Source organism: Bacillus sp. ChL18 (assembly GCF_026241425.1).
GTDB lineage: Bacteria > Bacillota > Bacilli > Bacillales > Bacillaceae > Bacillus > Bacillus velezensis.
Genome location: NZ_JAPHWE010000002.1, coordinates 356,682 through 380,050 on the forward strand (window position 1 = coordinate 356,682; position 23,369 = coordinate 380,050).

The following is a 23,369-nucleotide window of genomic DNA, read 5'->3' on the forward strand; positions in this document are numbered from 1 at the left end:
GGGGGATGTATATGCAGGGAGATACCAATCAAACTGAATTGCAGCGCACGATGAAGGGCCGGCATTTGTTTATGATCGCCCTCGGCGGCGTGATCGGGACGGGGCTTTTTCTGGGCTCCGGTTTTACGATCAGTGAAGCGGGACCGATCGGCGCGATATTGGCTTATGTGATCGGCGGATTTTTAATGTATCTGGTGATGCTTTGTTTGGGGGAGCTCGCGGTCGCCATGCCGGTCGCAGGATCATTTCAGGCGTATGCCGCAAAGTTTCTCGGGCCGTCGACGGGTTTTACGATCGGATGGATGTACGCATTCAGCTGGGCCAATACAGTGGGGCTTGAACTGACGTCGGCGGGGATTTTAATGCAGCGGTGGTTTCCGGCCGTTCCGATTTGGGTGTGGTGCCTGGTATTCGGCGTCGTCATTTTTTCCATTAACGCGCTGTCTGCGCGGAGTTTTGCGGAAATGGAATTTTGGTTTTCCAGCATTAAGGTCATGGCCATTGTATTGTTTATTATTCTCGGCTGCGCTGCGGTATTCGGCTTTGTCGGTTTTAACGGCGGGCAGACGGCTCCGTATCTGTCAAACTTTACGACGGACAAAGGGCTTTTCCCGAACGGTGCCCAAGCCGTGCTGTTTACCCTTGTCATGGTGAATTTTTCATTCCAGGGCACCGAGCTGGTCGGAATTGCCTCGGGAGAAAGCGAAAATCCGAAAAAGACGCTTCCCCGCTCAATCCGAAACGTCATATGGCGGACGCTGTTTTTCTTCGTGCTGGCGATGTTTGTTCTCGTGTCCATTTTGCCGTACCAAACGGCAGGCGTCATCGAAAGTCCGTTTGTGGCTGTGCTGGATAAAATCGGCGTTCCCTATGCGGCTGATATCATGAACTTTGTCATTCTGACCGCCATGCTGTCGGTGGCGAATTCCGGGCTGTACGCTTCGTCCAGAATGATGTGGTCCCTGTCAAAAACTAAGATGGGCCCCGCTTCCTTAACGAAACTGACGAAAAAAGGCGTGCCTCTGAAAGCTCTTTCCATCACCATCGCTATCTCCGGTTTATCCCTGCTGACAAGTGTATTCGCGGCTGAAACGGTGTATGTGTGGCTCATTTCCATCTCCGGTATGATTACCGTCGTCGCATGGATGTCAATCTGCGCTTCACAATTCGTTTTCCGGAGACGCTTTCTCGCTGAAGGAGGAAATCTGAAAGACCTGGCATTTAAAACGCCTCTTTATCCGATCGTGCCGATTCTCGGATTTTCGGTTTACGGTCTTATCTTAATCAGTCTCATCTTTATTCCCGACCAGCGTATCGGTCTGTACTGCGGCGTCCCGCTGATGATCATCTGTTACGCGTATTATCACTTCGGTATCAAAAAACGCCTGAAGCGTGAGCCGGCTTCTTCGGAAAAAGGCGCTGCCGGATAAGAAAAAAAGCCCGCCGCTTTAAGCGGAGGGCTTTACTTTGTTTTCCGTTTTGCCGACAGCACATAGGATAGAACGGCACAGAACTCAAAACCGAAAATGCTGACGGCCATCGGCCAGGCATTTTCTTCTCCGGCAATACCGACAAGGGGAGCGGCAGCCGCACCCCCGATAAAGGGCAGGAGTCCGAGAAGAGCCGCAGCGCTTCCCGCGCCTTTCTCCTGTTTCTGCATAGCCAAAGAAAATCCCGTCGTCGTGACGATCCCGACAGAAGAAACAATGATGAATAAAGAAATGCAGACCGCCGTCAGGCCTAAACCAAACGCAAGTGATAAAAGCAAAGCGATGCTTCCGATGACGGCGATCAACAGCCCGGAGACAAACAGCTTCCGTTCATCATGTGTTTTAGCCATCCGTCCGGTGATTTGGGTGGCGCATATGATTCCCGCACCGTTTACGGCGAACAGCAGGCTGAACATTTGCGCTGATACGCCGTAGATGTTTTGCAGTACAAACGGCGACCCGGCAATGTATGCGAACATGCCGGTCATCACAAATGCCTGGCTGAGCGCAAATCCCATAAACATCCGGTCGCCAAGCAGGCCGCGAAACGTCATCAGCGTCTCCCGGAGTCCGCCGCTTGTCCGCTTTTCCGGCGGGAGTGATTCAGGCAACGCCGTAAGCACGGCGGCAGAAATGATACAGCCGATCACCGCCAGCACGATAAATACGATTTTCCAGCCGGCGAACTGAAGGATAAATCCCCCTGTAATCGGCGCTAAAATCGGCGCCGCCCCATTGACGAGCATCAGTAATGAGAAAAAAGCCGTCAATTCTTTTCCGGAATACATATCGCGTGCGGAAGCCCGTGCGATGACGATTCCGGCCGCCCCGGTGAATCCTTGAATAAACCTCATGACAATTAAAAACGAAACAGAAGGGCTGAAGGCGCATAATAAAGAAGACAGCGTATAAAGCAGCAATGACAGAATCAGCGGCTTCCGGCGCCCGATCATATCACTGAGCGGCCCGACAACGATCTGCCCGACCGCCAGCCCCAAAAGACAAAACGTCAGGCTCAGCTGCGCAAGTGACGCTGTCGTATGAAGATCGGCTGCCACTTCAGGCAAAGCGGGCAGATACATATCGAGCGAAAGCGGCCCGAATGAAGCGAGCGTCCCGAGAATCAGTACCATGCCGAGGCCTGCGCGGGCGGCCTTTGAATCAGCGTTATTCATTCCATGACCCCCACCTTAACAATGATTCTATCAATATAGCATAACCGGACGGCGTATTTTATATCATTTATTGAATACAAACTAAATATTTTATTTAAAATCTGAATGTAAATAAAAAATTGGAATTAGTTTTCATGTGAAATGTAAAATGAAATATAAGGATGCTAAACTATAAAACAACAAAAGGTAGAAAAGTTTTACGGAAGAGGTGTTCAAAGAGCATGAACAGCAAACAAACCGATCACATCGAAACGAAACGCCGATTTCCGGTCTGTCTCGCGCTTGCTTTGACATTAGGCGTATTTGCCGCCGGTTCTGAAGAGCTGGTGATTTCTCCGCTGCTTCCGGATTTAGCGCGGGCTTTCAGCTCGGATGTCAGTGTGCTGGCGCTTTCCATCAGTATTTACGGATTGATGATTTTTATCGGCGCGCCGCTTCTCGTTCCGCTGGGAGATAAATATTCCCGGGAGCTCAGCCTGATGGCGGGGCTGCTTATATTTACGGCCGGCACGGTGATCTGCGCGCTGGCGCACAATCTCTTTTTCTTCTTTCTGGGCAGGGCGCTTTCCGGGCTTGCGGCGGGTGCGTTTGTGCCGACAGCTTATGCGGTGGTCGGCGACCGTGTGCCTTATGCGTACCGCGGCAAGGTGATGGGTCTGATCGTGTCAAGCTGGTCGCTCGCTTTGATTTTCGGCGTTCCGATCGGCTCTTTTATCGGCGGCGTTTTGAATTGGCGGTGGACGTTTTGGATTTTCGCCCTGATGTCTGTCCTCGTTGCTTCGCTCATTTTCATTGAGGCGCGCCGCAGCACGGCGGATGGGGATAAAACAGAAGAGGAAAACGGACGGCAGGCAGGCACTTTCCGGGATGCGCTGAAGGTGCCACGTGTCCCTGTATACCTCACGATCACTTTTTGCAACATGATCGGTTTTTACGGCATGTATTCCTTTCTCGGCACCTATCTTCACCGCGTGCTGCCGGGGGGAAATACAGCTTCAGGGCTGCTGATCATGGTGTACGGAATCGGTTTTTCCATGAGCGTGTTCACCGGAAAAATCGCAGATAAGGCGGGGAAAATGCGCTCTTTGATCGCGGCATTGGCCGTGATCAGCATATGGCTTTCCTGTCTCGCCTATGCGCCGTCTTCAATGCCGTTTTTGGTCATCGGGTTATTCGTCTGGGGATTGATGCAAAGCCTGACGGTGACCTTGCTCAGCACCATTTTAAGTGATTGCTCACAGAGCCGCCGGGGCAAAATCATGGCATTTTACAGCCTGGCGTCCAATTTGGCCGTCACCCTGGGTTCTGCTGTCATGGGTCCGGTCTATGTCGGATACGGATATGCAGCTGTCGGATTTATTTGTGCGGCCGTCACCCTCATCGGCTTTGTCCTCAGCGTTTTCGCATACAGAAGGTATGGGAAATATGAGCATCAGGCCGACCAATCATTGTATCGGTAAAATAAAGTTTCTATAATTTTATAAATGTTAATTTTAACACCCTATGTCATAGGGTGTTTTCTAATATATAGGAATAATTATCAATATTTTCAAATAATATTGACAGCTTGAACATCTATGGATAATATTTACTTAAAATTTAACAGATTGGTTGGTGCTCATGATTATATTGGATAATAGCATTCAAACAAAAAGCAAGGCTTATTCAATATCTAAACTGATTACGATCAACACGCTCGGTCCTGAAGGGACAAGCAGTGAGTACGCAGCAAAAAACTTCATCACCAATTTTACCCTTCTCCAAGGGGTGAACAGCAAATTATCACTGCATGATACATTTGAATCGTGCATTGAAAAAACGCTTCAAAGTCCGCTGGAATACACAATTGTGCCTCACGCGTATGACGGCATTAAGCACTTCTACATGAGACCGGATCTGCAGCTTCTGCAAATTTTCAGGTGCGACACCCCGATGTACGGCCTGGCTGTCCGGCCCGGTTTTGAATATACAGATGACATGCTTGAACAGGCTGTCATCGTATCCCACCCGTCTCCTATCAATTTGATTAAGTATTTTACCCGTAAAGATGTCACGTTTGATCTGGTGAACTCGACGAGCGCAGCCGCGAAAAGAGTGAAGGACGGTTTGTCCGACATCGCGCTGACAAATGAGCTGGCCAGACAAAAGTACGGCCTTCACTTTGTCAAAACATTTAAAAGCATTCCCATGAGCTGGTCATTATTCGGAAAAGGAGAGATTCATGATGAAAACTGAACAAGATTTGCAGGAACTTTATTTCCCGACGCCTAAATTAATAGAATGGGATAACGGAGTAAGACAATATTCGTCTGTCAGAGGGGATACGGAAGTTCTGCTTTCTTACGTTCCGCCGCATACAAACGTGGAACCGCATCAGCATAAGGAAGTCCAAATCGGCCTTGTCGTTTCCGGCGAGCTGTCCATGACTGTCGGAGATGTCACAAGAAAGATGACAGCGCTGGAATCAGCCTATATCGCGCCTCCTAACGTGCCTCACGGCGCAAAAAATGAGACGGATCAAGAAGTGATCGCCATTGATATCAAACGCCTGAAAGCCGGTGAAACTTACACAAGCCCCGAGGACTATTTTTTGAATATTTTTAAAACGAGAGACTTATTGCCTGGGATGGAAGTCACGTTCTTCGTGGAAGACTGGGTGGAAATCATGCTTGCCAACATTCCGGGCAACGGGGGAGAAATGCCGTTCCATAAACACCGCAATGAACAGATCGGCATCTGCATCGGGGGCGGCTATGATATGACCATTGAAGGCTGCAAAGTGGATATGACATTCGGCACAGCTTATTTCTGCGATCCGAGAGAAGATCACGGCGCCATCAACAGATTTGAAAAAGATTCAAAATCAGTCAATATCTTTTTCCCTCCGCGCTATAACAGAGCAAAAGCGAAAAAATTAGAGGCGAAAGAGTCATGAACCTGAAGGATAAAACCGTCATCATCACAGGGGGCGCATCAGGCATCGGTTATGCCGCGGTTCAGGCGTTTCTGAATCAGCAGGCGAATGTGGTCGTCGCGGATATTGATGAGGCGCAGGGAGAAGCGATGATCCGGAAAGAAAACAATGACAGGCTGCATTTTGTCCGGACGGATATTACAGATGAACCGGCATGTCAAAACGCCATCCGGTCAGCGGCGGACAAGTTCGGCGGATTGGACGTGTTAATCAATAACGCCGGCATCGAAATTGTCGCCCCGATTCATGAGATGGAGCTGAGCGATTGGAACAAGGTGCTCAACGTCAATCTGACGGGCATGTTTCTTATGAGCAAGCACGCGCTCAAGTATATGCTCAAAAGCGGCAAGGGCAATATCATTAACACGTGCTCCGTCGGAGGAGTCGTTGCATGGCCCGACATTCCCGCATATAACGCCTCTAAAGGCGGCGTATTGCAGCTGACGCGTTCGATGGCCGTCGATTACGCCAAACACAACATCCGCGTCAATTGCGTGTGCCCGGGTATCATTGACACACCTTTGAATGAAAAGTCGTTCCTTGAAAACAACGAAGGCACGCTTGAAGAAATCAAAAAAGAAAAAGCGAAAGTGAATCCGCTGCTGAGACTCGGCAAGCCTGAAGAAATAGCGAACGTCATGCTGTTTCTCGCGTCGGATTTATCAAGCTATATGACCGGAAGCGCGATCACCGCAGACGGTGGATACACCGCACAATAGAGAAGGAGTGTTTACATATGGAGAGAAAAACAGTATTGGTTATCGCTGACCTTGGGGGATGCCCGCCGCATATGTTTTACAAAAGCGCAGCCGAAAAATACAACCTCGTCAGCTTTATTCCAAGGCCTTTTGCAATTACAGCCTCTCATGCGGCATTAATTGAAAAATACTCGGTTGCGGTCATAAAAGATAAAGACTATTTTAAGAGTCTGGCTGATTTTGAGCATCCCGATTCGATTTACTGGGCTCATGAAGATCATGACAAACCTGAGGAAGAAGTAGTCGAAGAAATCGTCAAGGCGGCCGGCATGTTCGCGGTTGACGCCATTACGACCAACAATGAACTGTTTATCGCTCCGATGGCAAAAGCGTGTGAACGTCTCGGCCTGCGGGGAGCGGGCGTACAGGCCGCTGAAAATGCCAGAGATAAAAACAAAATGAGAGCCGCCTTCAACCGGGCCGGCGTCAAATCCATCAAAAACAAACGGGTGACGACGCTGGAAGATTTCCGCGCCGCGCTTCAGGAAATTGGAACGCCGCTCATTCTGAAGCCTACATATCTGGCGAGCTCCATCGGCGTGACGCTCATCAAAGAGATGGAAACGGCCGAAGCCGAATTTAACAGAGTCAATGAATACCTGAAGTCGATCAACGTACCGAAAGCGGTCACGTTTGAAGCGCCGTTTATCGCGGAAGAATTTTTGCAGGGCGAGTATGACGACTGGTACGAAACAAGCGGTTATTCCGACTATATCAGCATAGAAGGCATCATGGCCGACGGAGAATACTTCCCTGTCGCGATTCATGATAAAACACCGCAAATCGGATTCACGGAGACATCGCATATTACGCCGTCCATCCTGGATGATGACGCGAAGCGGAAAATCGTCGAAGCAGCCAAAAAGGCGAATGAAGGACTCGGCCTCGAAAACTGCGCAACACATACAGAAATTAAATTAATGAAAAACCGGGAAGCCGGACTGATTGAATCAGCGGCACGATTTGCGGGCTGGAACATGATTCCGAATATTAAAAAGGTCTTCGGCGTCGATATGGCGCAGCTGTTATTGGATGTTCTCTGTTTCGGAAAAGAAGCCGATCTGCCGAAAGGATTATTGGAGCAGGAGCCATGCTATGTCGCCGACTGCCACTTGTATCCTCAGCATTTCAAAGAGAACGGCCAGCTGCCTGAGACGGCTGTCGATTTCGTCATTGAAAGCATTGACATTCCCGACGGCGTCTTAAAGGGAGACACCGAAATCGTTTCTTTCTCAGCGGCCGAAGCGGGTACATCCGTGGATCTGCGGCTGTTCGAAGCGTTCAACAGCATTGCGGCGTTTGAGCTGAAAGGAAGCAATTCGGGTGACGTGGCCGAATCAATCAAACAAATTCAGCAGCAGGCGAAGCTGACTGCAAAGTATGCGTTACCGGTATGAAACAGCTGAAACCGAACTCTAAGTATTTGCTTTTCGGGCAGGCGCTTTCGTTTATGGGAGACTATTGCGTTCTCCCGGCTCTGCTCATTTTGTCTACATACTATCACGACTACTGGGTGACGTCCGGCGTCATCGCGGTCCGCAGTATTCCGATGGTGTTTCAGCCGTTTTTAGGCGTGCTCGTGGACCGGCTCGACAGGGTGAAAATCATGCTGTGGACGGATGTGATCAGAGGTGTCATCTTTTTGGGGCTGACATTTCTCCCGAAAGGCGAATATCCGCTGCTTTTTCTGGCGCTGCTGTTTGTTTCTTACGGAAGCGGCGTGTTTTTTAACCCGGCACGTCTCGCGGTCATGTCGTCTTTAGAAGCGGATATTAAAAATATCAACACTTTGTTTGCAAAAGCCACGACGATTTCGATTATTGTCGGCGCTGCAGCCGGCGGACTTTTTCTGTTGGGCGGTTCTGTGGAGCTTGCCGTCGCGTTTAACGGGGTGACCTATCTTGTCTCCGCGTTTTTCATCAGCCGCATTAAGCTTCAATACGTGCCGATTCAGTCAGAAAACGTGAGAGAAGCTTTTCAGTCGTTTAAAGAAGGCCTGAAGGAAATCAAAACAAATGCTTTTGTGTTAAACGCCATGTTCACGATGATTACGATGGCGCTTTTGTGGGGTGTCGTCTACAGCTATTTCCCGATTGTCAGCCGCTTTTTAGGCGACGGGGAAATCGGCAATTTCATCCTGACGTTCTGTATCGGCTTCGGCGGCTTTATCGGCGCCGCTCTTGTCAGCAAATGGGGCTTTAACAACAATAAAGGGCTGATGTATTTTACAGTGTTATCGATCGTCTCGCTTGCGCTGTTTTTGTTTACCCCGATTTTCGCCGTGTCAGTCATTGCCGCCATTCTTTTCTTTATCGCAATGGAATACGGTGAGGTGCTGGCGAAGGTCAAAGTTCAGGAGAACGCGGCGAACCAGATTCAGGGCCGGATTTTTTCGGTGGCGGAGGCCTCCATCGGATTGTGCATCGCCGTCGGTTCCATGCTGATCAACATTGTAGACGCGGCAGTCATCATGGCGTTTATCGTCCTTTTGGTCAGCGGGCTGTTTCTGCATACAAAACTGGTCAATAAATCCTTTTCAGAACGGAATAACGAATCAGAGCAAATTCATTTATAAGGAGCCTTTCAGATGGAAATCATACCGTCCGACGTCATCAAGACACTTCCGAAACAGGAATTTTCGCTCGTTTTTCAAAAGGTAAAAGAGTTGGAGAAAACGGGAGCCCAGATTATTAACCTCGGGCAGGGGAATCCCGATCTCCCCACACCGCCGCATATCGTTGAAACATTGCGGGAGGCTGCGCTGAATCCTTCGTATCACGGATACGGCCCGTTCAGAGGCTATCCGTTTCTGAAAGAAGCCATCGCGGAATTTTATGAGAGAGAGTATGGGGTATCGGTCAATCCGGAGACAGAAGTCGCGCTGTTCGGCGGAGGGAAAGCTGGTTTGTACGTTTTGACGCAATGCCTGCTGAACCCCGGCGATATCGCCTTAGTCCCGAACCCCGGCTACCCTGAGTATTTATCGGGAATCACAATGGCCAGAGCGGAGCTGCATGAGATGCCGCTTCATCCGGAAAACGGCTATTTGCCGGATTTTGAGCGGATTGATCCCGCCGTCCTGAAAAAAGCCAAGCTGATGTTTTTGAATTACCCGAATAACCCGACGGGGGCGACTGCGGATCAGGCGTTTTATGAAAAAGCGGCAGCGTTTGCAAAAAAACATGACATCCACCTTATTCACGATTTTGCATACGGCGCGTTCGAATTTGATCAGAATCCGGCCAGCTTTCTTCAGGCGAAAGAAGCGAAAACGATCGGCGCGGAGCTTTATTCATTTTCGAAAACCTTCAATATGGCAGGCTGGAGAATGGCATTTGCCGTGGGGAATGAGAAAATCATTCAGGCGGTCAATGAGTTTCAGGATCACGTCTTCGTCGGCATGTTCGGCGGTCTTCAGCAGGCGGCAGCGGCGGCGCTGTCAGAAAATCCTGAGCATACGGAGCGTCTGAAGCGCACATATAAAGAACGGATTGACTTTTTCACGGCGTTATGTGAAAAGGAATTAGGCTGGAGCATTGAAAAACCGAAGGGGACTTTTTATGTCTGGGCTGAAATTCCGAATGAATTCGAGTCCTCACACCAGTTTTCGGACTATCTGCTGGAGCATGCCCATGTTGTCGTGACGCCCGGCGAGATTTTCGGCAGCGGCGGAAAGCGTTATGTCAGAATATCAATGGTGGCCAAGCAGGGCGATTTGAGGGAATTTGTGGTGCGGATTCAAAAGCTCGGTTTGTCCTTTCCTTCATTACAAGAAACATCCCGCTGAGAGCGGGATGTTTTTATTATATGCTTTTCATGCTGCCGCCGTCGGCTGACACTTGCTGTCCGGTAATATAGGAGGCTTCTTCAGAGGCAAGAAAGGCAGCCAGCGCCGCGGTTTCTTCCGCAGTTCCGACACGCTTCATCGGGACGCCTGAGGCAATCCGTTCTTCCGCTTCCGCTTTAGAAATGCCGTTTTGCTTCATGACATTCTTCACGAATTGGTGATAACGGTCTGTGGCGATAAACCCGGGATTCAGACAGTTGACAGTAATGTGAAAAGGCGCAAGCTGAATGGCGATGTTTTTGCTGGCATTAATTAAAGCGGCGTTCATCATGCTGTTGGTAAACATATTGGCGCCGGGTTCTTTCCATAGGTTTCCGACGATATTAATGATTCTGCCGAATTCGTGCTGTTTCATGATTGCTGCGGCCGTTTTCATAGAGTCGATATAGGCAATCGTTTTATTCGTAAAGGTATTTGTCATATCCTCTATATCACAGTTTTCAAAGGTATCCGGCGAGCCGCCCGGAATGTTGTTGATCAATACATCAAGCCGTCCGCATTGTGATCTGATCTCTTCAAAAATGCCGGCTCTTGTCTTCTGGTCCGACATATCCCCGGCCAGAACGGTGACGCCCGCATCCGGATGTTTGGCGAGGATCTCTTCTTTTACCGATTCGATATTTTCGGGAACTCGTGAATTAATGACGGTATGAAAGCCATTGTCCGCCAGTTTCAGAGCGATCGCTTTGCCGATCCCCTGACTGGCTCCCATAATAAACGCGGTTCGTTTTGACAACTGTCTGCACCCCTTTACCAAAATGGAATCTCCTTTACATCGTAAAAAAAAATGATAAAGATAGCAAATTTTATTTAAATTCTGACAAAGAAAAAACCCGCCGGACAGGCGGGTGGGTGGGTGTTACACGTGCAAAAACTTCGGAAGCGTGTCGAGGGACAAGCGGTTTCCGACAAAAAATGAACCGAATTCGCCGTAGCGCGCGCTGACTTCATCAAAGCGCATTTCGTAAACAAGTTTTTTGATCTGAAGCACATCATCGCTGAAGAGCGTGACGCCCCATTCGTAATCGTCAAAACCGACAGATCCCGTGATAATCTGTTTGACTTTGCCGGCATAACTCCGTCCGATCAAGCCGTGGCTTCTCATCAGGTTTCTGCGTTCATCCATAGAAAGCATGTACCAGTTGTCATTGCCGCTTCTTCTTTTATCCATCGGATAGAAGCAGACGTATTTCGCTTCGGGCAGCTCAGGATACAGGCGGGCGCGGACATGCGGATTTTCATACGGATCGCCTTCTCCGCTTGCGAGGTAGTTGCTCAGCTCAACCACGGACACGTAAGAGTAAGCCGGGATTGTAAATTCAGCAAGCTTTGATTTGTTAAATTCAAGCTCGATTTCGTTCAGCTCTTCCATTGTCGGGCGAAGAATCATCAGCATGAAATCAGCTTTCTGTCCGACGATGCTGTAGATGGTTTGCGAGCCTTTGCCTTCTTTTTGGGCGACGCCCCATTTTTCAAGCAGTCCCGTAAATTCGTGAATAATCGACAGGCGCTCATCGCTGGATAACATCTTCCATGACGTCCAGTCCATTGTGCGGAAATCGTGAAGCGCGTACCAGCCGTCAAGCGTTTGGGCGGCTTCGTTCGTTTTTTGCTGCTCACTCATGTATCTTCACTCCTATATCTTTTCATTGATGCCTTCACTATATCACAGTTTAACCGTTTCGGCTGTGGAGAAACCTTGAATAATCCGAAGCCTTGTGTCAGAAAATAAGCCGTGAAACAAACCGTCAATTAAATTAGTTAGAAAAATAAGATTTCTTTTTGAAAGCGCTATAATAGAAGTTGCTTATTTGAATTTAGCTGGAAGAAGAGTATGCTGTAAAAGTAAGCGTTTTTTGTCAACATAGAGGAGGGTATATCGTGGCAGATTTATTTACAAAAGTACAAGAAAAAGTCGCAGGAAAAGATGTGAAAATCGTATTTCCTGAAGGGTTGGACGAACGTATCCTGGTTGCGGTCAACAACTTGGCGGGCAACAAGGTATTAAAGCCGATCGTAGTCGGCAATAAAGAAGACATTCAAGCAAAAGCGAAAGAATTAAACCTTACGCTTGACGGCGTGGACATTTTTGACCCGCATACATATGAAGGCATGGAAGAACTCGTTCAGGCTTTCGTAGAACGCCGCAAAGGCAAAGCGACGGAAGAACAAGCCCGCAAAGCTTTGCTGGACGAAAACTATTTCGGCACGATGCTTGTGTACAAAGGTCTCGCAGACGGACTTGTCAGCGGAGCTGCACATTCTACTGCTGATACGGTGCGCCCTGCACTGCAAATCATCAAAACAAAAGAAGGCGTGAAAAAAACATCAGGCGTCTTCATCATGGCCCGCGGTGACGAGCAGTATGTGTTCGCTGATTGCGCGATCAACATTGCTCCTGACAGCCAGGACCTTGCCGAAATCGCCATTGAAAGCGCCAATACGGCTCAAATGTTTGACATTGACCCGCGCGTTGCCATGCTCAGCTTCTCTACAAAAGGATCGGCGAAATCAGACGAGACGGACAAAGTGGCTGAAGCCGTGAAAATTGCGAAGGAAAAAGCGCCTGAGCTTACGCTGGACGGCGAATTCCAATTCGACGCTGCATTTGTGCCGTCTGTCGCGGAGAAAAAAGCGCCGGACTCCGACATTAAAGGAGACGCGAATGTATTTGTATTCCCAAGCCTTGAAGCAGGTAACATCGGCTACAAAATCGCTCAGCGCTTAGGCGGCTTCGAAGCGGTCGGACCGATTCTGCAAGGATTGAATATGCCTGTAAACGATCTTTCCAGAGGATGTAATGCGGAAGACGTCTACAATCTTGCGTTAATTACGGCTGCTCAAGCGCTGTAATGCGCAAAAGCCGGTCTTTACGAGGACCGGCTTTTTTTATAGAAAGAACGCCACTGCGGCCCAGCCGAACAGGGACAAACAGAGAGAACCGATTAAGCCTGCTGCGAGCGCCCGCCAGCCGTTATGACGAAATGCCGATATATGGACTTTCAAACCGAGACCCGCCATCGCCATGCCGATTAAAACATAAGACACTTGAACAAGAAACGCGGAAAACGAGGCTGAAATAACGCCTGATGTATGGATGGCGCTCATTCCGAGAAATCCGAAGATAAACCAAGGGATGGGGAGCGAAGCGGCAGAAGCCGTCTCTGACTTTCCGCTGCGGCGCGCCCGCATTCCGAGCATGAATGCGGCCGGGACGAGCAGCGCGACCCGGGTCAGTTTGACGATCACCGCCATCTCGACGGCTGCTTTTCCTCCGGCGCTGCCGGCCGCCGCCGCATGCGCCACTTCGTGAAGCGTTGCCCCGCAAAAGGCTCCGTAAGCCGCAGGAGAAAAGCCCAATCCATGATAAGCAAGAGAATATACAACAGTAAAAACGGTTCCTAATAACGAAACGGCGGCCGCGCTGATGGCGGCTGCATTTTCATTTGATCTGATCTGCGGCGCGATCGCGGCAATGGCAGCCGCTCCGCAGATCGCTGTGCCGCAGGCTGTCAGCGTGCTGAGTGTCTGATCTATACGGAACAGCCGGGACAGTCCGTATACAACGGCACCCGCAAACATCATACAGCAGACGGCAATTGCAAATACGTGCCAGCCCGCATGATAGATATCCGCCAGATTCAGTCTCATGCCAAGCAGGATGATGCCTGCTTTCAGCAAGTATTTGCTTGAGAACGCGATCCCCGGCTCTAATGCCGCCCGCTGTCCGAATACGGCGCGCCAAAGCATGCCGATCAGCATTGCAAGGACAAGCATTCCGAGCATTTGCAAAAACGGCAGGCGGCTGACGTAGAAAGCCGCAAACGCAATTCCTGCGGTAACTGAAATACCTTTTACCATCTTCATCTCAGTCACTTCCCATTATCTTGATAACTCCACTTTACTGCGGTCTTAATCATTAGTAAAATATATTTATATGATCTAAACGATTAGGAAAAATAATGATTAGGGGCGATGCTTTTTGTATTATGGTGAACTGAAAACATTCATTGCCGTCGTGGAAGAAAAAAACTTTACAAAGGCGGCGCAGAAGCTGATGATTTCTCAGCCGAGCGTCAGCCTCCACATTAAAAACCTGGAGAAAGAATTTCAAACCGCTTTGCTGAACCGCTCTCCGAAGCACTTTACGACTACGCCGACGGGGGACATTCTCTATCAGCGCGCCAAGCAGATGGTCTTTTTGTACGAACAGGCGAAATCCGAAATTTACGCCCATCATCATTATGTCAAAGGGAAGCTCAAAATCGCCGCGAGCTTTACCATCGGCGAATATATTCTGCCGCCGCTTCTCGCAAAGCTTCATAACGAGTATCCCGAGCTGAACCTGGACGTCATGATCGGAAACACGGAGGAGGTCAGCGAAGCGGTTCGGATGCTTCAAGCCGATATCGGATTAATTGAAGGGCATACGGGGAAAAACGAGCTCGACATTCAGCCGTTTATGGAGGATGAATTGTGCATTGCCGCACCGAACGGACACCCGCTCGCCGGCAGAAAAAACATCCCGGCTGCCGAATTGCAAAATCAAGCGTGGGTGACGAGGGAGAAGGGTTCGGGAACGAGGGAATATTTAGACCACGTTCTTCAATCAAACGGACTGCGGCCGAAATCCATGATGACGATCAGCAGCAACCAGGGCGTCAAAGAAGCCGTGATCAGCGGAATGGGTCTTTCCGTTCTGTCAAAAAGCGTGCTGCAAAAGGATCTGCTTCACGGCAGCATTTCCGTGCTTGAGATAAAAGGATTCTCCTTAAAACGGAAACTGTCTATCATCCAATCTTCCATTATGGAGAACACAAAAAACAAAGAAATCTTCATCGCTCTTTTGAAAAGCCAATTTCAATCATCTCAAGCGGAGTGATATAATAAATGCATGGAAAGCCTATGACGAAAGGGATTTAATATAGATGGGAAAGCAACCGATTGATTTACTGATGCAGCCGAGCTGGAGAATCATTGACCAATCCAGCCTCGGCCCTTATTTTGATGCGAAGCAGTCATTCGCAATGGATGATACGCTGTGCGCCTCCGTAGGCAAAGGGGAATCGCCTGCGACGGCACGCTCCTGGGTGCACCACCGGACAATCGTGCTCGGCATTCAGGACACGCGCCTGCCGTTTTTAGAGGACGGCGTGAAATTGCTGGAGGACGAAGGCTACCGTGTCATTGTCCGCAATTCCGGAGGCCTCGCCGTCGTACTGGACGAAGGCGTATTGAATATCTCGCTTATTTTTGAAGATGAGAAAAAAGGCATCGACATCGACAGAGGCTACGAGGCGATGACAGAGCTGGTGCGGCGGATGCTGCGTCCGCATAATGCCGAAATTAAAGCATATGAAATTAAAGGATCGTACTGTCCGGGCAGCTACGATCTCAGCATCGGCGGCCGAAAATTCGCGGGAATCTCACAAAGGCGCCTGCGGGGCGGAACCGCGGTTCAGATTTACCTCTGCGCCGATAAAAGCGGAAGCGAACGCGCCGATCTGATCAGACGTTTCTATCAAGCCGCTTTAAAAGACAAAAGCAACGATACAAAAGGCGTATATCCCGATATCCGGCCCGAAACGATGGCTTCATTAAGCGAATTGCTGCAAACAGACATTACCGTGCAGGACTTAATGCTGGCGCTTTTGACCGAACTGAAGGAACTCAGCGGCCGCCTGTATGCAGCCGGATTATCGCCGGAAGAAGAGAAGGTATTTGAAAAAAATCTGACCCGAATGCTGGAACGGAATGAGAAGGTGTTCGGCACGCAGGAAAGCTTGGACTAAGTCCGGGCTTTTTTTGTTTTTGGTAATTATATACTATTTAGTTATAGTGAAAAAGAAGTGTTATACCAAAACTAGTTTACATTATATACCTTATTTGATTAATATATTTATGTAGGTTCCAAATAATTCTATAAACTGAAGGAGATGGAGATATGAACTTTAAAAAAATAAAAGAAGAAAAAAGAATCACAATCCCGACACATTTGTTAGCCGGAGATGCGGAACAATCAGGCAATTCTTTCGCTTGGAGCGGCTGGGTGCTTGTAGTGCCGAGCCAAGAAGACAATCAAAACCCGAATTTGAATTTCTCTGATTTAGCCGCTCAAAAATAGGATAATCACTGTTTGGAGCCTACACATCTGAGACGAGGCGGTGAGAGTTTGACACAAGAGTATATAAGAGAAATTAAGCGGGGAGCGCTGTCATGGATTGTTAAAAATATCCATTATTTTGATATGAATCATAAAGTAGCGAATGATTTCAGGTGGCGCCTTAAAACATTTATAGAACTCATTTTTCTTATCAATTACCTGATCAGAAATCAGGCAGATGATAAGGAAGTTGCTGTTTTAACGGAGTTTATTACAGAAAGGCTCCATAATGATCAGCTTGAAGAATTTATTCATTTTGATCCGGACGGTCTCGCCGGATTGGCTATTGCGGGTGAATTTCTTACCTTGACTGATCATCCGTCACGGGCTTCGGTGATATGGGAGCTGGAAAAATTCACGGCAGCACGTTTTGATTGCAGCCTTGCTAAAATTCCCTTTCGGAAAATGGATCTGAAGTACAGTCTGCAAAGAGCAGGCGTAACCTCGGAAATAACGGATTTTTCTGACTTATATCACTACACAGCAGCTGGTCAGGATGTCCCAAATACATATATGACGGATCATGATGCGTACAGTATCACTCATACGATTTTTTATATAACAGACATGGGATGTTCTTCGCTTACGGATAAAGAGTATCATCTGCCGTCCTTAAAAGAAAAGGTCCTGAAATTTCTCGGGATCTATATCTGTCTTGAGAATTTAGATATTACCAGTGAATTATTGATGTGCAGCTCTTTTTTACATATCGACATGGATAAGGATAACCATAAACCGCTCTATGAAGCAGCCTGGAATAAAATCTATCAGGGCCGAATGAAAGAGGGGAATGTCCCGAGCATCACCTATCAACATAAACCCGGTTTGAAAGGTGAACAGCGAAGAGAAGATGTGTTTAAACATTGCTATCATACAACACTTGTCGCCGCGGGTGCCGCGCATGCCTGTCTTAGAGCAGAAAGGAACGATTAACTTGAATAGATTAGCTGAAGAGACAGATCAATTTTTATTATCTTTTGCTGAACAATCGCTTCCGGATCAAAAGAGCATTCAGCTGTTTGCCGGCTTCTGCAAGTACTACAGGAAGACGAGCCATTCTTCCGCTGTAAAAGAACATACTGAAAGGATTGCCTCCGCTTTCGTTGATAAGTCATGCTGGGAAGATCTGTTTCGCTGTAACACGGCCATTGTCAATGAGTTGATTCATATCTATTTAACGGCAAAAGCTTATAAAAAGAAGCAGGGAATGGATTCGGATGATCAGGTCATACGTCACGGATTGCAAAACGGCTATCTTATAAAAAAAGAATGGCCTTATTTTAAATACGCCGAATTCGTCGGTTTGCTGAGCGAGCTGGGAATGTCAACTGACCATGAAAAAGTGCGCTTTTACAAGAATTCGATGTTTCAGCCTTTGCTCCATGACGCGTGGAAAAGAACCGCTGAAAACGAGCTGGAGTTTGTCGAGTACTGTCTTCTTCATTTAGATCAGGGAGAGCATCTGCTTCATCCCGGCTTGAAGGCTTCCATTCAAAAATGGCTTGTGTTTTGTCTCGGCAGCCGAAAAATGAAACAGCTGTGCAATATGTTATTTATCCAATCGTGTATCGATCCATTTTTTTATGGCTGTCAAGCGGCTCTTCATCATATAAATAACGAGAATCCATCCATTCATTGTGCTCCGGCTCTTCTGCCGGCGATTGAGATTCTGAATCTGGAGTGTGGAACATGCGGATAGTCAAGGAACATTTTAATATAAAAAAAACAGAAGAATGGCTGCTGGGTTTTTGGAAGAACCTTCAGCTGCAGCCGGAAGAGATGGAAGCAGATGATCTCATGCACCTGTTTTGCGGTTTAGCGGCATGTCATCACTTTGAAAAAAGAAAGGATACAGAAGAAGTCATTCTATTCTTAGACCGTTATTTTGGAGAAAAAACGCACGAATGCCATCCGGTCCTGTTCGCGTATGCGTATCATGTGTACCGCAGGATAGATGCCGCAAAAAGCATCTTTTTTCATAACGGACTTGAACAAATGGTCCGCGGTTTACAAGAGGAACTGAAATCAGAGCCTTCCTCTATGATCCTCATGGTGTTAGGGGCTTATTTTGGGGCGGTGACTCCGGAAGAACTGATCGTGTTCTTAGAAACCGGGATGAAACGTGAGGCCGATTTGCTCATGGCACCGGGCGGCATCCAGGAAGAACAGGCGGATGCCCTTTATGCCGTCTCTTATTTGCAAATGAAAGAATTGCAGCCTTTTCTCACGGAATGGTACAAAACATCAGACTTTGCTTTTTCAGGTTTAATGTTAGCCGAGTGCAGAAAGTATCACATTGACGCCGTTGCAAAATACACAGCCATTATGAAATTTCTCCAATTCGATGAGGCGCTTTTTATACGGGAAGGGCGGGAATTTCTACGCTTTCAGCAGCGAAGCAGCGGGAGCTTCGGTTATTTGAATCCATTAGCGATGGACCAAGGGGCGGTCAGCGGCAAATTGCTGGAACTTCAATATTTCCTGCCGTCCGCTCATTATGCCGCCGCCTCTCTGTCTATGCTGTAATGTCTCTCTTTTGAAAGACGGAAAAAGAAATCAATAAACAAATAAGAATGTAGATCGCTATAACCGTCACGGAATAGGGGATGTTTAACGTTGAAATCGCATCACCCGCGCTTTTATTTACATAAGCAACGAGATTTAAATGCGGAAAGAGCGTAAATTTGTACCATGTAAATTGGGCAAGCAAATCAGTTCCGCCCAATATACTGCCGGCAAACAGCAGTAAAATGGATAAGCAAAGGGAGAGCGCCTGGCTTTTGAACAATACTGACAAAGTGAACGCAATGGTGACAATGCTTATAATTGATATGAAACGCAAAAGCAGAATGATTCCGGATGCTTTGATTGAACTGATGGTATACAGACTGTCATTTAAATGAGTATAGACGAGCGGATATGAAGCATTGGAAAAACCGAATAACACGCCGCCGATCAGCAAACAGCTCACACAGTAAAATAAGTAAACCATGCCGGTAAACAGAAGAGATGCCAGAAATTTCGATGTTAAAATCCGCCATCTTCGGTTCGGGCTTGTAGCGATAAACTTAATCGTCCCAAGGGCAAACTCTTTAGAAACAACCCCGCTGACGGTTAAAATCGCGGTCAAGCTGACGAAAATCTCAAGCCCGTTTGAAGTAACCGTGCCGAAAAACCTCCAGCCGTTCCATTCATAAGGGTTGATGTTATGCTCCAAATAATAGTCTTTATTCTTAACATCAGCAGAATAATAAACGCCTGTCGTTTCAGCCGGTTTATCAATTTCTTCCTGTTTTTTTTCGGCGAGAAGCCGTTCTTTCCAATTGTTATCCGAGGAAGCATCTAACTCATGATTCATAATAAGGCCGGCCAGCAAAACGATGAGAAACAGGAAAAAAAGAGATAAAAGTGTGCCTTTTTTTCGGGTTATTTTTATGAATTCGTTCTGTGCCAGATGAAATATGCTCATACCGCGTCCTCCTGATCTGTAATCATCATGTATTTCTCTTCCAATGACAAAGTCCTTGCAGAAACGCGGGAAATCAGAATCTCTTTCTCTGCCAAAGATTTAATGACATACGGGATGGTATCTTCTTCCGCTTCCAATTCAATGATGCGGCTGTCTTTTTGCTGTACTTGAAGAATACCTTCCTGCTCTAATATTTCTTTCGCCCTTGCCGGATGATCGACCGTGACGGTAAACAGCTTTTTCTGACCAAGGTCATGTCTGTTCTTCATGTCTTCAATTCCTAAAATCCGTCCCTTTTTAATATAGGCAACCCTATCACAAATTTCCTCCATTTCCGACAATAAATGGCTTGATAATAAAATAGAAACCCCTTGCTTCGCTAAATCGGAAAGAATGGTGCGCAATTCTTTCATTCCTTTAGGATCGAGGCCGTTCATCGGTTCATCCAGAATTAATAATCCGGGATTGTGAAGAAGAGAATAAGCGAGCCCCAAGCGCTGTTTCATGCCTAATGAGAAATGTTTCACTTTTTTGCGGGCAGCCTGCTCCAATCCGACTTTTGCAAGGGTATTCATAAGCTCATCCGTTCGCAGCGAGCTGCTGCGCAGTTTAGTAAAATATTTTAGGTTTTGCAAAGCGGTCATATTCGGATACATATCCGGGCCTTCAATGATAACCCCGATATGTCTCATAAAATATTCAAAGTCGCTGTCCGGTCTGCCTCTGAATGAAATGGCTCCTTCTGTTTTTTTAATAAGCTGTACGATCATTCTGAAAATAGTGGTTTTTCCTGAGCCGTTCGGCCCTAAAAGGCCGAATATCTCACCTTTTCTCACATCGAAAGAAATTGACTGTACAATAGGGGTATGATTGATTGTTTTAGAGACATCTTTTAATATCAGGGCTGGTTCAGTCATGATATTTGCACACCTTCCTTATGATTTAGGGTAAAAGCCGTCAAAACCGAAGAACATGCTTCCGATCAGGCCGGCAACGATTAAAATGAGAGCAATGCTATACCACATTTTTCGATTCAATGGTTTCCCTCCTTACAACGCCGACATTCCATTTGAAATAGCGCAAAAAGATGCGGAATATCAGTTTCGAAAGATCAAATCCGGCCATAAACACCGCCATACCCGCTCCAAGAACCATACATCCGTTAAAAATGGCTGTTACAATCGGCACTTTTACAAGGAGAAAGAATGATCCGGTCATCAGCATCAGGCCGATCGCCATCAAACTTAACACCGCAACAGAGGCAAAAAGAAACGGTGTCAGCATAAACATGAAGTTGAACATGCCCATCCCCAGCATCAGGCCGAATGCTTTGAAAAAGGAGCGCCATGTTTTCTGCTCCTCGGCATCACTGATGAAAATATCCGCTTTTAAGGCGCGCGCAAGTGTTTTGGGGTTTCCTAAATTGCCGGCGATTTGTTCATCGCTTTTTCCTTCAGCGCCGCCCATTTGGAATATTTCGCCGATATCGGCGAGTATCTCTTTTTGCTCACGTTCCGGCAGATCTTTTATTTCCCGCCGGAGATGTTTTAAATATTGGTCTTTACACATTCATTTTCCCTCCTTAATGATGCTGTTCACTTTTTCGGACAGGTCAAGCCATTCCGATTTTAATGTTTGATGATAAAAGGCGCCTTCTTCTGTTACTTTGTAATATTTGCGTGATGGGCCTTGATCGGAAGCTGCTGTATACGTTTTTAGGTAGTTATTTTTTGTGAGTCTTCGTAATATGGGGTAGATGGTGCCCTCCGATACAGGGAACGTTTCACTTATGATCTTGATTAATTCATAACCATATAAATCTTCATAAAGAAGCAGGGATAACACACAAAGTTCCAATGCTCCTTTTCGTAATTGGCTACTCATTTACTATCATTCCCATCATATCTAATAATTGTATTCTCTATACAGTGTATTGCACAGTAGCTAATCGATCAATAATTCCCAAGAACCATTTGGGATGAGGAATTGAATCTTTATGCTTATGTGCGGGCGGGGGACCGAGATGCGCACCCCTTGCGGGAAGAAGGCCTCCTGAACAATGTTTACATTAATATAGATCAGGATGCGCGTCATTGACAAATGGCAAAAACCCCTTTTTCCATGACAAGGAAAGGGGTTTTTCCATTATTCGGCCATTTTTTCCAAATTGCCGTTCCGGTCCATTTTAAAGGACGGAGAGGCATGTTCGTCGTCTTCAAATAAAACTAGTTTTCTGGCTCTGTTCATAATTTTCACCAAGGTTTCGTAGTCTTCCTGAATGGTTTTTTGATCTTTTTCAAGCTTTTCGACGGCCGCTTCCAGCTGCTCGGTTTTAGACTGAAGTTCTTGGTTTTCCCGTTTTAAACGGTCATTTTCCATTTGCAGGGCGGAAGTTTGCTTTCCGCTGCCTTCATAGCTCTGCAGAAATTGAATGACATCTGCCATTGTGAGCTCCGCCTTTTGGCTCGGCTGCTGAGGCGCCAGCAAATGTGATAAACTAGCTAACTCTTCCTTGAAGCTTTCATCGACATAAGGCATATGTTCGCCGGACATGACGGCTTGCCGATCCTCTTTTGGCGCTTCCGTTTGAACCGTCTCTTCGGCTGCGGTTTCCTGCATGATGTCCGCATCCGGTGCAGGCGGCTGGTATAATAGTTTCTTCTTGGCCGGCTGGCCGTTTCCGAGCGCGCGCATCCGCTGTTTCCGCTGTTTTTTGGCGAGCTGAAGCGCTTTTTCGTATTGATGGCGGACGACGGCATTCCATCTGAAACCGCACGCTGCCGACGTTCTGTTTAATTTATCGCCTACCTCTTCAAAGGCGTTCAGCTGCGTGCTTCCTTCCCGAACGTGACGGAGCACGGTTTCCGCGAGCAGCAGGTCGTTTTCCTCTGACCAGGCGTCCTGTCTTTGTTTTGTCAATGTTCTCAACCCCCAATATCTTTGATGGTATTAGAATGTCCAGATTGGAAAATATTTATACAAATTGGCTGAAAGAATGAGAGATACGCAGAGCCTTGCAGGATAAGATGAATCCTTGTACAATGAGATGTGATGTGATTTTTTTCTTTTTTAAAATTAAGATTTAACATAGAGGAACATTGAATGAAGGGAAGCGTACATCATGGCTAATGAATTCCGAGTGTGTGATGATTGCCAGGCCACCAATATTAAGACTTTGCTGCCGCGTTTGAAAGAAGCTGACCCGGATGCAAAAGTGGAGGTCGGATGTCAGTCATATTGCGGGCCCGGACGCAAAAAATCGTTTGCTTTCGTAAACAACCGCCCGCTGTCGGCGCCGACTGAGGACGAGCTGATTGAGAAAGTGAAAAAGAAGATCAAAAAATAAATGTGTATTTTACGACAGCCTCGCCCGATGGGTCAGGCTTTTTTGCTTCAAAAAATCAATGTCGGAAAACTGGAACAAAACGCCGGACAAATTCAAGGATGTTTTCAAATTACAGAGCCGATATAATAGAATCACGGCTAAAAAAAA

At 47.3% G+C, this 23,369-nt stretch carries 25 protein-coding genes; 16 read left to right on the top strand and 9 right to left on the bottom strand.

Features of this window, described 5'->3' with window-relative positions:
- Positions 1 to 11: 11 nt before the first annotated feature.
- The gene (locus OQ477_RS12770; protein ID WP_265972687.1) at positions 12 to 1,430 is read left to right on the top strand and encodes an amino acid permease; all 1,419 of its coding nucleotides are present in this window, start codon (positions 12 to 14) and stop codon (positions 1,428 to 1,430) included.
- Positions 1,431 to 1,462: 32 nt separating this feature from the next.
- Here OQ477_RS12770 and OQ477_RS12775 read toward each other — a convergent pair whose 3' ends face one another.
- Positions 1,463 to 2,665, bottom strand: coding sequence for a multidrug effflux MFS transporter (locus OQ477_RS12775; protein ID WP_014419153.1), 1,203 nt, complete (start codon positions 2,663 to 2,665; stop codon positions 1,463 to 1,465).
- A 221-nt stretch (positions 2,666 to 2,886) separates the two neighbouring features.
- On the opposite strand from OQ477_RS12775, the gene OQ477_RS12780 reads away from it, so the two are divergent.
- From OQ477_RS12780 to OQ477_RS12810, 7 genes are all read left to right on the top strand, one after another.
- Positions 2,887 to 4,125 (top strand): MFS transporter, encoded by a 1,239-nt coding sequence (locus OQ477_RS12780; protein ID WP_265972688.1) that lies wholly within the window; start codon positions 2,887 to 2,889, stop codon positions 4,123 to 4,125.
- A gap of 160 nt (positions 4,126 to 4,285) precedes the next feature.
- Positions 4,286 to 4,900 carry a bacilysin biosynthesis protein BacA gene (locus OQ477_RS12785; protein ID WP_032875842.1) on the top strand — a complete coding sequence of 205 codons (615 nt, stop codon included), beginning with the start codon at positions 4,286 to 4,288 and terminating at the stop codon, positions 4,898 to 4,900.
- The gene (locus tag OQ477_RS12790) at positions 4,890 to 5,600 is read left to right on the top strand and encodes a cupin domain-containing protein (RefSeq protein ID WP_265972689.1); all 711 of its coding nucleotides are present in this window, start codon (positions 4,890 to 4,892) and stop codon (positions 5,598 to 5,600) included. Before OQ477_RS12785 ends, OQ477_RS12790 begins: the two co-directional genes overlap by 11 nt.
- Complete coding sequence (gene bacC, locus OQ477_RS12795) at positions 5,597 to 6,358, top strand: dihydroanticapsin 7-dehydrogenase (protein ID WP_265972690.1); 762 nt, start codon at positions 5,597 to 5,599, stop codon at positions 6,356 to 6,358. Before OQ477_RS12790 ends, bacC begins: the two co-directional genes overlap by 4 nt.
- A gap of 17 nt (positions 6,359 to 6,375) precedes the next feature.
- On the top strand, positions 6,376 to 7,794 hold the full coding sequence (locus OQ477_RS12800; RefSeq protein ID WP_265972691.1) for an ATP-grasp domain-containing protein: 1,419 nt from the start codon (positions 6,376 to 6,378) through the stop codon (positions 7,792 to 7,794).
- Complete coding sequence (locus tag OQ477_RS12805; protein WP_007407671.1) at positions 7,791 to 8,972, top strand: MFS transporter; 1,182 nt, start codon at positions 7,791 to 7,793, stop codon at positions 8,970 to 8,972. Before OQ477_RS12800 ends, OQ477_RS12805 begins: the two co-directional genes overlap by 4 nt.
- A 12-nt stretch (positions 8,973 to 8,984) precedes the next feature.
- On the top strand, positions 8,985 to 10,184 hold the full coding sequence (locus OQ477_RS12810) for a pyridoxal phosphate-dependent aminotransferase (RefSeq protein WP_265972692.1): 1,200 nt from the start codon (positions 8,985 to 8,987) through the stop codon (positions 10,182 to 10,184).
- 16 nt (positions 10,185 to 10,200) lie between these two features.
- Here OQ477_RS12810 and OQ477_RS12815 read toward each other — a convergent pair whose 3' ends face one another.
- A complete protein-coding gene (locus OQ477_RS12815; RefSeq protein WP_007407669.1) occupies positions 10,201 to 10,980 on the bottom strand; it encodes an SDR family oxidoreductase in 780 nt (259 codons plus the stop codon).
- Between the two features lie 123 nt (positions 10,981 to 11,103).
- Complete coding sequence (gene hemQ, locus OQ477_RS12820; protein WP_265972693.1) at positions 11,104 to 11,868, bottom strand: hydrogen peroxide-dependent heme synthase; 765 nt, start codon at positions 11,866 to 11,868, stop codon at positions 11,104 to 11,106.
- 257 nt (positions 11,869 to 12,125) lie between these two features.
- On the opposite strand from hemQ, the gene pta reads away from it, so the two are divergent.
- Positions 12,126 to 13,097 (top strand): phosphate acetyltransferase, encoded by a 972-nt coding sequence (gene pta / locus OQ477_RS12825; protein ID WP_003151012.1) that lies wholly within the window; start codon positions 12,126 to 12,128, stop codon positions 13,095 to 13,097.
- 36 nt (positions 13,098 to 13,133) lie between these two features.
- On the opposite strand, the gene OQ477_RS12830 is transcribed toward pta, so the two are convergent.
- Positions 13,134 to 14,111: a YeiH family protein gene (locus OQ477_RS12830; protein ID WP_088461824.1), complete on the bottom strand. Its 978-nt coding sequence runs from the start codon at positions 14,109 to 14,111 to the stop codon at positions 13,134 to 13,136.
- Between the two features lie 115 nt (positions 14,112 to 14,226).
- On the opposite strand from OQ477_RS12830, the gene OQ477_RS12835 reads away from it, so the two are divergent.
- The 6 genes from OQ477_RS12835 to OQ477_RS12860 all read left to right on the top strand — a co-directional run bounded on the left by OQ477_RS12835 (position 14,227) and on the right by OQ477_RS12860 (position 18,933).
- Complete coding sequence (locus OQ477_RS12835) at positions 14,227 to 15,126, top strand: LysR family transcriptional regulator (RefSeq protein ID WP_007407666.1); 900 nt, start codon at positions 14,227 to 14,229, stop codon at positions 15,124 to 15,126.
- Between the two features lie 46 nt (positions 15,127 to 15,172).
- Positions 15,173 to 16,036, top strand: a complete 864-nt coding sequence (locus OQ477_RS12840) for a lipoate--protein ligase family protein (RefSeq protein ID WP_265972694.1) — start codon at positions 15,173 to 15,175, stop codon at positions 16,034 to 16,036.
- Positions 16,037 to 16,188: 152 nt separating this feature from the next.
- On the top strand, positions 16,189 to 16,368 hold the full coding sequence (locus OQ477_RS12845) for a hypothetical protein (RefSeq protein WP_003151018.1): 180 nt from the start codon (positions 16,189 to 16,191) through the stop codon (positions 16,366 to 16,368).
- Positions 16,369 to 16,416: 48 nt separating this feature from the next.
- Positions 16,417 to 17,340 carry a DUF6895 family protein gene (locus OQ477_RS12850; RefSeq protein ID WP_265972695.1) on the top strand — a complete coding sequence of 308 codons (924 nt, stop codon included), beginning with the start codon at positions 16,417 to 16,419 and terminating at the stop codon, positions 17,338 to 17,340.
- The gene (locus OQ477_RS12855; RefSeq protein ID WP_265972696.1) at positions 17,309 to 18,106 is read left to right on the top strand and encodes a hypothetical protein; all 798 of its coding nucleotides are present in this window, start codon (positions 17,309 to 17,311) and stop codon (positions 18,104 to 18,106) included. Before OQ477_RS12850 ends, OQ477_RS12855 begins: the two co-directional genes overlap by 32 nt.
- Positions 18,097 to 18,933, top strand: a complete 837-nt coding sequence (locus tag OQ477_RS12860) for a hypothetical protein (RefSeq protein ID WP_265972697.1) — start codon at positions 18,097 to 18,099, stop codon at positions 18,931 to 18,933. Before OQ477_RS12855 ends, OQ477_RS12860 begins: the two co-directional genes overlap by 10 nt.
- On the opposite strand, the gene OQ477_RS12865 is transcribed toward OQ477_RS12860, so the two are convergent.
- From OQ477_RS12865 to OQ477_RS12885, 5 genes are all read right to left on the bottom strand, one after another.
- Positions 18,923 to 19,876, bottom strand: coding sequence for an ABC transporter permease (locus OQ477_RS12865; RefSeq protein WP_265972698.1), 954 nt, complete (start codon positions 19,874 to 19,876; stop codon positions 18,923 to 18,925). The genes OQ477_RS12860 and OQ477_RS12865 overlap by 11 nt on opposite strands.
- Positions 19,873 to 20,793 (bottom strand): ATP-binding cassette domain-containing protein, encoded by a 921-nt coding sequence (locus tag OQ477_RS12870; RefSeq protein ID WP_044802454.1) that lies wholly within the window; start codon positions 20,791 to 20,793, stop codon positions 19,873 to 19,875. The genes OQ477_RS12865 and OQ477_RS12870 overlap by 4 nt, the downstream gene beginning before the upstream one ends.
- A gap of 97 nt (positions 20,794 to 20,890) precedes the next feature.
- Positions 20,891 to 21,445: an HAAS signaling domain-containing protein gene (locus tag OQ477_RS12875; protein WP_265972699.1), complete on the bottom strand. Its 555-nt coding sequence runs from the start codon at positions 21,443 to 21,445 to the stop codon at positions 20,891 to 20,893.
- Positions 21,446 to 21,760 carry a PadR family transcriptional regulator gene (locus OQ477_RS12880; protein WP_007614461.1) on the bottom strand — a complete coding sequence of 105 codons (315 nt, stop codon included), beginning with the start codon at positions 21,758 to 21,760 and terminating at the stop codon, positions 21,446 to 21,448. It abuts the gene before it with no gap.
- 261 nt (positions 21,761 to 22,021) lie between these two features.
- On the bottom strand, positions 22,022 to 22,795 hold the full coding sequence (locus OQ477_RS12885; protein ID WP_012118695.1) for an RsfA family transcriptional regulator: 774 nt from the start codon (positions 22,793 to 22,795) through the stop codon (positions 22,022 to 22,024).
- Between the two features lie 202 nt (positions 22,796 to 22,997).
- Between OQ477_RS12885 and OQ477_RS12890 the strand changes: the two genes are divergently transcribed.
- Complete coding sequence (locus OQ477_RS12890; RefSeq protein WP_003151034.1) at positions 22,998 to 23,222, top strand: DUF1450 domain-containing protein; 225 nt, start codon at positions 22,998 to 23,000, stop codon at positions 23,220 to 23,222.
- Positions 23,223 to 23,369 lie beyond the last annotated feature (147 nt).

Bases quoted from the DNA above. Each gene is read 5' to 3' on its own strand.
- OQ477_RS12790 (WP_265972689.1), top strand. From the start codon at position 4,890: ATGAAAACTGAACAAGATTTGCAGGAACTTTATTTCCCGACGCCTAAA.
- OQ477_RS12800 (WP_265972691.1), top strand. From the start codon at position 6,376: ATGGAGAGAAAAACAGTATTGGTTATCGCTGACCTTGGGGGATGCCCG.
- OQ477_RS12785 (WP_032875842.1), top strand. From the start codon at position 4,286: ATGATTATATTGGATAATAGCATTCAAACAAAAAGCAAGGCTTATTCA.
- OQ477_RS12830 (WP_088461824.1), bottom strand. From the start codon at position 14,111: ATGAAGATGGTAAAAGGTATTTCAGTTACCGCAGGAATTGCGTTTGCG.
- OQ477_RS12770 (WP_265972687.1), top strand. From the start codon at position 12: ATGCAGGGAGATACCAATCAAACTGAATTGCAGCGCACGATGAAGGGC.
- OQ477_RS12840 (WP_265972694.1), top strand. From the start codon at position 15,173: ATGGGAAAGCAACCGATTGATTTACTGATGCAGCCGAGCTGGAGAATC.
- OQ477_RS12810 (WP_265972692.1), top strand. From the start codon at position 8,985: ATGGAAATCATACCGTCCGACGTCATCAAGACACTTCCGAAACAGGAA.
- OQ477_RS12775 (WP_014419153.1), bottom strand. From the start codon at position 2,665: ATGAATAACGCTGATTCAAAGGCCGCCCGCGCAGGCCTCGGCATGGTA.
- OQ477_RS12805 (WP_007407671.1), top strand. From the start codon at position 7,791: ATGAAACAGCTGAAACCGAACTCTAAGTATTTGCTTTTCGGGCAGGCG.
- hemQ (WP_265972693.1), bottom strand. From the start codon at position 11,868: ATGAGTGAGCAGCAAAAAACGAACGAAGCCGCCCAAACGCTTGACGGC.
- OQ477_RS12865 (WP_265972698.1), bottom strand. From the start codon at position 19,876: ATGAGCATATTTCATCTGGCACAGAACGAATTCATAAAAATAACCCGA.
- bacC (WP_265972690.1), top strand. From the start codon at position 5,597: ATGAACCTGAAGGATAAAACCGTCATCATCACAGGGGGCGCATCAGGC.
- OQ477_RS12875 (WP_265972699.1), bottom strand. From the start codon at position 21,445: ATGTGTAAAGACCAATATTTAAAACATCTCCGGCGGGAAATAAAAGAT.
- OQ477_RS12890 (WP_003151034.1), top strand. From the start codon at position 22,998: ATGGCTAATGAATTCCGAGTGTGTGATGATTGCCAGGCCACCAATATT.
- OQ477_RS12855 (WP_265972696.1), top strand. From the start codon at position 17,309: ATGCCTGTCTTAGAGCAGAAAGGAACGATTAACTTGAATAGATTAGCT.
- OQ477_RS12860 (WP_265972697.1), top strand. From the start codon at position 18,097: ATGCGGATAGTCAAGGAACATTTTAATATAAAAAAAACAGAAGAATGG.
- OQ477_RS12845 (WP_003151018.1), top strand. From the start codon at position 16,189: ATGAACTTTAAAAAAATAAAAGAAGAAAAAAGAATCACAATCCCGACA.
- OQ477_RS12870 (WP_044802454.1), bottom strand. From the start codon at position 20,793: ATGACTGAACCAGCCCTGATATTAAAAGATGTCTCTAAAACAATCAAT.
- OQ477_RS12780 (WP_265972688.1), top strand. From the start codon at position 2,887: ATGAACAGCAAACAAACCGATCACATCGAAACGAAACGCCGATTTCCG.
- OQ477_RS12880 (WP_007614461.1), bottom strand. From the start codon at position 21,760: ATGAGTAGCCAATTACGAAAAGGAGCATTGGAACTTTGTGTGTTATCC.